The 596-nt window shown below is 65.6% G+C and carries 1 protein-coding gene; it reads left to right on the top strand.

All coding sequences use genetic code 11. The features are described from left to right. Positions 1 to 495, top strand: a 495-nt coding sequence (locus WDW90_RS37900) for an outer membrane protein (protein WP_431311213.1), incomplete at its 5' end; no start/stop codon positions are given. Positions 496 to 596: the final 101 nt, after the last annotated feature.

Below are 596 nucleotides of genomic sequence, written 5' to 3'. Positions count from 1 at the left end.
GACTTCGGGCGCAACCGCAACCGCTTCCTGCTGACCCCCGGCTTCCTGCCGGCCCCCGCTATCGCGTTCGCCAACCCGGTCGGCTTGGCCAGCCTCGACTTCTTCGGCACGGTCCGCGGCCGCCTCGGCTATGCCTGGGATCGCGTCCTGTTCTACGGCACCGGCGGCTTCGCCTACGGCTCGGGCAGCAACGAGCTTCGCTTCGGCGGCTTCCGTGGCAACGACGACTTCCGCACCGGCTGGACCGCCGGTGGCGGCATCGAGTACGCGCTGTCGGCCGACAGCTGGTTGAACTTCTTCCGCGCTTCCGCCGTGACGTTCCGGGTCGAAGGTCTGTACGTGAACCTGGAGCGCAACAACCGCAACAACGGTGTGTTCGCGTTCAACACTGCGACCGGTACGACCTTCCTGGCGCCCGGCTTCATCGCGCGCAACAATCCGCTTGAGTTCGCCGTCGTCCGCGCTGGCGTGAACTACAAGTTCGGCACATACTAGTCTAAGCGACAACCACGGGGTTTGGCCGAGCGTCCCCAGCACCGATCACCTGGCCGCTTCGTCAAACGGCGCCTCGGGAGAGATCCCGAGGCGCTTTTTTT

The organism is Methylobacterium nigriterrae, assembly GCF_037106235.1.
Lineage (GTDB): Bacteria > Pseudomonadota > Alphaproteobacteria > Rhizobiales > Beijerinckiaceae > Methylobacterium > Methylobacterium nigriterrae.
Note: the sequence above shows the minus strand (reverse complement) of the source record. Positions and strands in the feature narration are given on the sequence as shown.